Origin of the sequence: Aggregatilinea sp., assembly GCF_036822615.1 — a bacterium.
Taxonomy (GTDB): Bacteria; Chloroflexota; Anaerolineae; order Aggregatilineales; family Aggregatilineaceae; genus Aggregatilinea.
Map to the genome: position 1 here is coordinate 1 of NZ_DAISHJ010000177.1, position 7,978 is coordinate 7,978.

The window sequence follows — 7,978 nt, forward strand, 5'->3', positions numbered from 1 at the left end:
GCCGCGCCGCCGGCCCATCCCAGCGCCGCGCCCACCACCAGCGCCACCAGCGCCACGCCCGCGATCAGCGGCAGCGCCAGCCGCAGCGACGGCATCCGCATGCTGACCTGGACGTCCGGCGGCGTCAGCGTCACCGGGGCGCACCACGGGCTGGCGGTATGCAGCTCGTTAGGCGACCGCAGCGCGCGCACGCGGTAGGTAGTCGGCTCGTTCGTCGCTACGGCGCTGTACGGCTCGTTGGTCAGCAGCGATTCCCAGTCGCTTTCGGGGTGCGCGCTGGACCGGAACCGGACTTCGTATTCCCGCGCGCCGGGCACGGGATCCCAGCTAATGCGCGTCTGCGTCACCTCGCGGAAAACGGGGATCGCCAGGATCGACGGTGCGCGCTCGGCCCGGCTCCACGCCGACGGCTGCTGCGGCGCATAGCGCGTATTCAACGCCCGCACGCGGTAATAGTGACCGGGCGGCGTGCTGGCGGGCAAATACAGTTCCGGCGCGTCGCCGCGATACAGGATGTAGCTCGATTCCGCCTCGAAGACCAATTGCGCGGAGGCCTGGACCTCGTACGCGTCGGCCTGGGGGATCACGCTCCACGTCAGCGTATACCCGCCGTCCGGCGACCACGCGATCGGCTGCATCATCGGGGGCGAAATCGACACGGGCAGCACGGTAATGGGTGCGCTGGGCGTCCCGGTGACGCCCGCGTTGAGCGGCGTCACGCGGTAGTACTTGATCGTGCCCACCGCGGGCGAGAATCCGTACTGCACCTGCCGCCCGTCCATGAGTTCGGCCAGCAGCTCAGGCGCTTCGAAGGTCGGCTCGTCGGCCTGCTCGATGCGGTAGCCGGTCGCAATCACCGAGGGCCGCCACAGCAGCAGGCACACGTCCGGCGAAGGCCAATAATACGTCAGGCTGATCCCCGGCGGTTCGGTCGTGCCGGGATGCAGATTCAGGTCGAAGATGAGCAGATCGCCCGCCGCTTCTGCCGCCCAGTCATCCAGGGCCTGTTCAAGCTCGACCTCGGCCATATCGACCAGATCGTTGCCCAACGGCGCAGCGCCCGGGCTGAACAGCGCCAGCCGTTCGACCCCGCGCAGCTCGCCCCGGTAGGCGTGCAGAGCCGTGCCGTGCGGCTGAAGCCCTTCCCGCGCCGACCACCCTTCGCCCGGCGTCAGATCGTCGTCGAGCGGCAGCAGCAGGTGCGCCCGGTCATACAGATGCACCCCGGCCATGCCCAGCCACGCCAGCTTGATCCGGCTGCGGCGGCCTCCACGCTCCACGCGCCCGCACAGAAAAGCGGTCAGGCCAGATGGCGCCTCCGCCCAGGCATCCGGGTCGTTCAGCAGATCGCGGATGCTCTGCGGCCACGCGTCATCGTGCATGTCGCGGGTCCAGATCGCCTCCGCCAGCCGCGCCACGAGCGCGTCGGCGGCGGGGCCTTCCGCCAGGACGAAGGCAAGCCGGTCGTTATCTTCATAGAGATCGAAAGCCGCAGGCGCGGCGTCATCCGCACCGGCACGGCGATAGGCGGCGCGCCAGCGCCCATGTGGGCCGCGTCCTTGTTGAAGTGGTGTTGAGCTAGAGCCAAGATGCAGTCGCTGGTTGCGAGTCATCGGGTGATTACCCTACGGGAGTCGAGCAGATCCAGGGCCGGGCACCTCTGGCAAGTGTCGTCGTGTGGCGCAGGTGTGCCCGGAACGCAGCACCGCCGCGCCCCCCTTGCGCCGTTCGAGGTCCACCGACCTGTATTAGTGTATGCACCCGGCGTGAAAACGGCAAATGCCCCGCCGAACCGCAGCCCCAGGGGTTGAACGCCGCGATCTTCGTAGGGGCGGGGCTTGCTCCGCCCGGCTTTTGTTCGCCCGGCATATCTTCCCCATCCCTCCGCTCGCGTGGGGATGGAGACTGAAACGCCATAACACACCCTGATCCCGGCTTGTCTCCCCTCTCCAACTTGATTGGAGAGGGGCCGGGGGTGAGGTCTGCCTTTGCTTTTGCTCTTACTGCCCGCCCTGCCCCTACGAACGCCGCACCGTCACGTCAGGATGTAATACGGGCTGAGGCGCGAGCCGACTTTGCGCAGCCGCCCGCAGTCCACCAACCGCGTGAGGTCCTGGTGCAGCACGGCGGGCCGGAAGTCGCGGTAGATTGTCTGAAGCTCGCGCAGGGTGATGCTGCCGTTCTGCGCGGCGAAGTCCAGCGCGCGCTGCTGGCGGGGGTTCAGGTCGTGAGCATCCCCGTTTGCGCCGGGCGTCCCCTGGCCGTTCCCGTGCGCGGCGGGAGCTTTCATCAGCCGCACCGTGACCGCGTATTCGCCCGCCTCGAAGCGAGGACGGGGCAGCGTGTGAGCGTCGCACAGCGCGTTCATGCGTCCCACACCGGATCCGCTCGCCTCGGCATAACCCCACTGGTACAGGCCCCACGTCAGGCGCGGATTTCGGCAGTAATGCCCGTCGTCCATCGATCGCGTGGTGAGGAAACCGGGCAGCCCGCCGGGGCTGGTGACTTCCAGCCGGTCCGTGAACAGGCTGACCACGATGCGATCGCCGCGCAGCCGGTAGTCGCGGTGGCTCACGGCGTTGATCAGCGCTTCGCGCACCGCGCCGGACGGCAGATCCTCCGCGGGCGCATCCCCGGCAGGCTGGCGCATCTGCTCGCGGATCGCGTCCGACAGCGCCTCGACCAGCGCCACCAGCGGGCCGTCGAAGTGCCGCTCGACCGCGGGCCGCCCGCCATATTCACCCGACGCCGCGCCCAGGTAGCGGCGGAACACCGCCCCGCCGTCTGGCAGCCAGCGCGATGGTTCGCGCCCGAACAGCAGAATACCCGCCACCGTCACGCCGTAATCGGGCGTGATCGCCCCGGCGCGAATCAGCAGATCCGGCGCGTTGCCACGCACCCGTCCGCCCAACCGCTGCGCGCGGCGCAGCAGGTAATCGGCCAGCAGCTCAGGATCGAGATCGGCGGGCGTCGCGCCGGGCACGACTTCCGCTTCAAAATCGCCCAGCTCCCGCGCCGAAACGAGGTGGCGGATCTCCGCGCCGTCCAGCAGGCGGTTCTCGTGGCAGGTCCGCACGTAGACGCGGCCATCCTGCACGGCGTGCACCTGTGGGCTGCGCGCCACGCGAACGACCAGCGCGGGGCCACCGGACGTATCGATTGAGGCGAGGCCTGTCTCGATGCCGGGGATGCAGTGCTCGGCCAGCGCGTCCAGGGCGTGTTCGACCGCGTCCTGTGCGACGGGGCCGCAGTACGCGCCGTCGCCGTCAAGCCCGATCACAACTGCGCCGCCGTCGGTGTTGGCAAACGCGACGGCGGTTTCGGCAAGCTCTGTGAGGTCCGGCGCTGGCAGACACGCCACGCGCGAACCCGGTTGAATAGGATATGGGATGGGATAGTCAAACATGGACTCAGTGTATGATAGACTGAGCCCTTTGACCAGGGCCATGATGTACGAAAATTCTAACAGTCAGCCGCCGTTTTGAGGCGGCGCGAGGGAAGAAAATTCCGGTCGAACCGGGGCAAATCGCCCAACCATTTCCCTACGGTGCGACGCGGATCACGTAGCTGAGCGACTCGCCGCGATACCGTCCGGTGATCTCCCAGCAGCCCGGTGTGGGGATGTCCACGCCCACCAGCATAAACGAGCCGTAATCGGGGTGATAGCCGTTGGTTGCCGCGCCCGCAGCAAACGATGCATCCGCGTCGAGGCGGCGTCCCGTGACCGCCAGATCGGGTCGCTGTTCGTCCTGAAAGTTGTACCCCTCCCGCCACCAGACGAGCTTTTGCGTATAGCCGCTGGCCGTCTGCGGCAGATCGATCCAGGTCGCGTCGAGCGGCAGCATGGTCCACAGCGCATCCGTGCCATGCCAGAACATGCCCTCCGGCAGCATGCGCACCACGCCGTCCGCTGGCATATACGGCGGATCGCCAGGCTGCGTGACCGGGCACGCCGCGACCCGCCCCGCCGTGTCCAACACCGTCTGCGCGGCAGGCATCCGCAGCGCCAGCGTCACGAGCGCGATCAACAGGGCATAAATCCAGCGCGGCATGGGGAACCTCCTTGTGCTGCATTTACGACGGTACACCGCCCGCCGCGATCGGGTTCCGCGAAATGGAAGCAAAACGGAAACAAAAAGGGCGGGTTTTTCAACCCGCCCCTACGGCGTCTATTGTTTTTGGAACCGTTTTTGTAGGGGCAGGTTTGTAACCTGTCCGCTTCTTCTAACGAGTTCGCCCTAATACCGCCCGTCGCTGCCCGGATCGATCTCGTCGCCGTCGAAGTCCCCGTACGTAATGTCCTCGTCGCTCAGCAGCGGCCCTTCGTCGGTCAGATCCTCGTCGCCCAGGTCTTCCTCGTCGAGCAGCTCATCCTCTTCGTCGAGCAGCGCGTCATCCAACTCGTCGACGTCCACGTCGTCCAGCTCGTCAAGCACGTCGTCGCCCATCACGACCATCGTCTCGCTCTCGTGCCCGTCTTCAGGCTTGACCATCTCCCCGGTGTGCTCCTCCGGCAGACTGGTGACGATGGCGATGCTCACCAGCGCGTCGTCCTCGGCCAGATGCATGAGTTGCACGCCGCTCGTGGCGCGGCTGTAAATGTTGATGGTCGACACCTCGGTGCGCAGCGCGATGCCGCCCGCCGTGATCAGCGTCAGGCCGTCGTCCGGCGACACGACGCGCGCGTCGATGATTGGCCCGGTCTTTTCGAGATTCGTGGACAGCGTGCGGATGCCGTACCCGTAGCGGTGCTGGAGCGTGTATTCGCTCAGGCTCGTGCGCTTGCCGTAGCCCTTTTCGGTGACGACCAGCAGCGTGTGCTCGTCGTCGTCAATCACGTCCATCGCCGCCATTTCGTCCTCGTCGCGGAAGCGGATCGCGCTCACGCCGCCCGCGTTGCGGCCCATCACGCGCACGTCATTTTCGTTGAAGCGGATGCTCTGGCCGCCGCGTGTCACGAGGATCAGGTCCTGGTCGCCGGTGGTGTGCTTCACCCAGCCCAGGTAATCGCCCTCGTCGAGCGACATGGCGATCAGGCCGTTGCTGCGCACCTGCGAGAACGCCTTGACTGGCACGCGCTTGATGCGGCCCTTGTGCGTGCACAGCACGAAATAGCCCTGCGTCTTATCGAAGGTCGGCACGCTGGCGATGGCCGTGATGTATTCTTCCGGCTGCAGCGCCAGGAACGCGTTGATCAGCGTGCCCTTGGCCTCGCGTCGCGCCTCGGGGATCATGTACGCGCGCTGCGCGTAGACCTTGCCCTGGTCGGTGAAGAACAAAATGTGATCGAGCGACCCGGCGGAATAAAGGTGCTCCACCGCGTCTTCGTCGCGGGTGGTCATGCCGGTCACGCCCTTGCCGCCGCGCCGCTGCGAGCGGTACGCGATGGCGGGCACCCGCTTGATGTAGCCGCGCTCGGTCAGGCTGATCAGCACTTCCTCGTCGCGCACGAGGTCGCTTTCCTCGAAGCTGGTCATCATGTCGAGCGCCAGCTCGGTGCGGCGATCGTCGCCGTACTTGTCGGCCAGCCCTTGCAGGTCGTCGCGGATCAGCGCCAGGATCTTGCGCGGCGAGCGCAGCAGGTCTTCCAGGTACTCGATGTACTCGCGGATCTGGCGGTACTCGTCTTCGATCTTCTGGCGTTCCAGCGCGGCCAGACGGCGCAGCTGCATGTCGAGGATCGCGTTGGCCTGCGGCTCGGACAGGTTGAAGCGCCCGATAAGCTCCGCGCGGGCGGCGTCGGTGTCGTCCGCGCCCCGGATCGTCTTGATGATGTCGTCGATGTCCGCCAGCGCCAGCAGCAGCCCTTCGAGGATGTGCGCGCGGGCGCGGGCCTTGCCCAGTTCGTACTCACTGCGGCGGCGGATCACGTTGCGGCGGTGGTCGATGTACAGGAACAGCGCGCGCCGCAGGCTGAGCGTGCGCGGCTCGCCGTTCACCAGCGCCAGCATCTGCACGCCGAAGGTCGTTTGAAGCTGCGTATACTTCAGCAGGCGGTTGAGCACCGTGCGCGGCTGGGCGCTGCGCTTCAGCTCGACCGCGATCGCCATGCCGCGCCGGTCGGATTCGTCGCGCAGATTTGCGATCGTTTCCAGGCGGCCATCGCGCACCAGTTCCGCGATGCGCTCCAGAATGGACGACTTGTTGACCTGATAGGGGATCTCGGTGACGACGATGCGGAAGCGCCCGCTCTCCATCTCCTCGATGTGCGACTTGGCACGCATGACGATGCGCCCCTTGCCTGTCGCGTAGGCTTCCTTCAGTTCCGCCCCGCCCACGATCATCGCACCCGTCGGGAAGTCCGGCCCCTTGACGAATTCCATCAGGTCGTCCACCGTGATATCGGCCACGGCCTCGTCGGGATCGCCCTCGTACGCGATCATGCGGTCGATCATGAAGGTGATCGCCGCCGTCAGTTCTCTCAGGTTATGCGGTGGGATATTGGTCGCCATGCCGACCGCGATACCGCTCGTGCCGTTCAGCAGCAGGTTCGGCAGTTTGGCGGGCAGCACCAGCGGTTCTTGCAGGCTGCCGTCGAAGTTGTCGATGAAATCGACCGTGTTGCGGTCGATGTCCTCGATCATTTCTTCCGCGATGCGCGAGAGGCGCGCCTCGGTATAACGCATGGCCGCCGGGCTGTCGCCGTCGATGCTGCCGAAGTTCCCCTGTCCGTCCACCAGCATGTAGCGCAGCGAGAAATCCTGCGCCATACGGGCCATCGCGTCGTACACGGCGCCGTCGCCGTGAGGGTGGTACTTACCGAGCACTTCACCGACGATACGCGCCGACTTCTTATACGACGAGTTCGCGCGGATGCCCATGTCGTGCATCGCGTACAGGATGCGACGGTGCACCGGCTTCATCCCATCGCGCGCATCGGGCAGCGCGCGGGCGACGATCACGCTCATCGCGTAGTCGAGGTACGAATCGCGCATCTCGTCGTCGATATTTACCTGTCGAATCGTGCCGATATCCATAACGTTTCCTATCATGCTCTTGCTGGCAGGGTGCAGGGAGCGTCTCGCTAGAAATCAGGCGGGCGACCTGGAAGATCACACGAGTCGCCCGTGAAGTGTCATGCTGTAACGGAGTGCCCCACCTCGTCAATCACCGTGAGTTAGGCGGGGAAATTGCCCCGCAATTGTTTAGACAGATTATACCCTGGCAGGAGGGGTTACGCGAATTTTGCGCTGATTTAACACTCCGTAGTCAGCCACAGATTAAGAGTACCACAACGATAGACTGTGACGCGCGGGCGCGCCACGCTACAATCGTCGCGCAGGAGGCATGACAAGCATGGAACAGGAGCGAACGCGCACGGAGCAGATCCCCGCGTGGCTGTGGCGGCTGGTGCTGGGCGGTACGCTAGCCGTGGCGCTGGTCGTCGCGGGCGGCGCGCTGGCGATCGGCCTGGGCGCTGCCGATCCGCCGATTCATGGCGCGGCGCTGTGGCAAGACGGCGCGCTGTCCTGGGCGCAGGGGCCGGATCTGGACCTGGATCCCCTGCGCGAAATCTGGGCCGCCGCTCTGGACGACGCCGCGCTGCCGGATGGCTCCTTTACGCTGGCTGTGCGCGCGGAAATCGCAGCCACCAGCGACCCCGGCACGGCGTGGGGCGTGTGGATCGCGCAGGTGGACGGGACGCGGGTCGTCTGGGCGCTCAGCGGCGACCTGTACCTGACCACACGCATCTGTCCCGGCGCTGAAGCCCCCGCCGCGCTGGAAAACTGCCCGGCGGCCCAACCGGACTGGCGCTGGATGCCGTACAACCGTGTGCGCGCGCCCGGCGCGGTCAACGAGATCGCGCTGCACCGCGACGCAGCGGGCGCGATCCGGCTGTGGCTGAACGGCGAGCGCCTGGGGATCATGGACGTACAGCCGGGCGGGTCGTGGGGCGTCTGGGCGCGCGGCGGGCGCAGCGGCACCGCGGCGATCCGCTGGCTCCGCGCGTCGATCCTCGCCGCAAACTGAGTCAACG

Annotated in this window: 5 protein-coding genes; 1 reads left to right on the forward strand and 4 read right to left on the reverse strand. The window is 66.5% G+C overall.

The window, feature by feature from the left end:
* From V7116_RS24700 to gyrA, 4 genes are all read right to left on the reverse strand, one after another.
* Positions 1 to 1,613, reverse strand: a 1,613-nt coding sequence (locus V7116_RS24700) for a hypothetical protein (RefSeq protein WP_324394665.1), incomplete at its 3' end; no start/stop codon positions are given.
* 422 nt (positions 1,614 to 2,035) lie between these two features.
* A complete protein-coding gene (locus tag V7116_RS24705; protein WP_324394666.1) occupies positions 2,036 to 3,361 on the reverse strand; it encodes an ATP-binding protein in 1,326 nt (441 codons plus the stop codon).
* A gap of 181 nt (positions 3,362 to 3,542) precedes the next feature.
* The gene (locus tag V7116_RS24710) at positions 3,543 to 4,052 is read right to left on the reverse strand and encodes a hypothetical protein (RefSeq protein WP_324394667.1); all 510 of its coding nucleotides are present in this window, start codon (positions 4,050 to 4,052) and stop codon (positions 3,543 to 3,545) included.
* Positions 4,053 to 4,238: 186 nt separating this feature from the next.
* Positions 4,239 to 6,977, reverse strand: a complete 2,739-nt coding sequence (gyrA, locus tag V7116_RS24715) for a DNA gyrase subunit A (protein ID WP_324394668.1) — start codon at positions 6,975 to 6,977, stop codon at positions 4,239 to 4,241.
* Between the two features lie 319 nt (positions 6,978 to 7,296).
* Between gyrA and V7116_RS24720 the strand changes: the two genes are divergently transcribed.
* Positions 7,297 to 7,971, forward strand: coding sequence for a hypothetical protein (locus tag V7116_RS24720; RefSeq protein ID WP_324394669.1), 675 nt, complete (start codon positions 7,297 to 7,299; stop codon positions 7,969 to 7,971).
* Positions 7,972 to 7,978: the final 7 nt, after the last annotated feature.

Excerpts from the sequence above, each read along its gene's own strand:
- V7116_RS24720 (WP_324394669.1), top strand. The coding sequence starts at position 7,297 with ATGGAACAGGAGCGAACGCGCACGGAGCAGATCCCCGCGTGGCTGTGG.
- gyrA (WP_324394668.1), bottom strand. The coding sequence starts at position 6,977 with ATGGATATCGGCACGATTCGACAGGTAAATATCGACGACGAGATGCGC.
- V7116_RS24710 (WP_324394667.1), bottom strand. The coding sequence starts at position 4,052 with ATGCCGCGCTGGATTTATGCCCTGTTGATCGCGCTCGTGACGCTGGCG.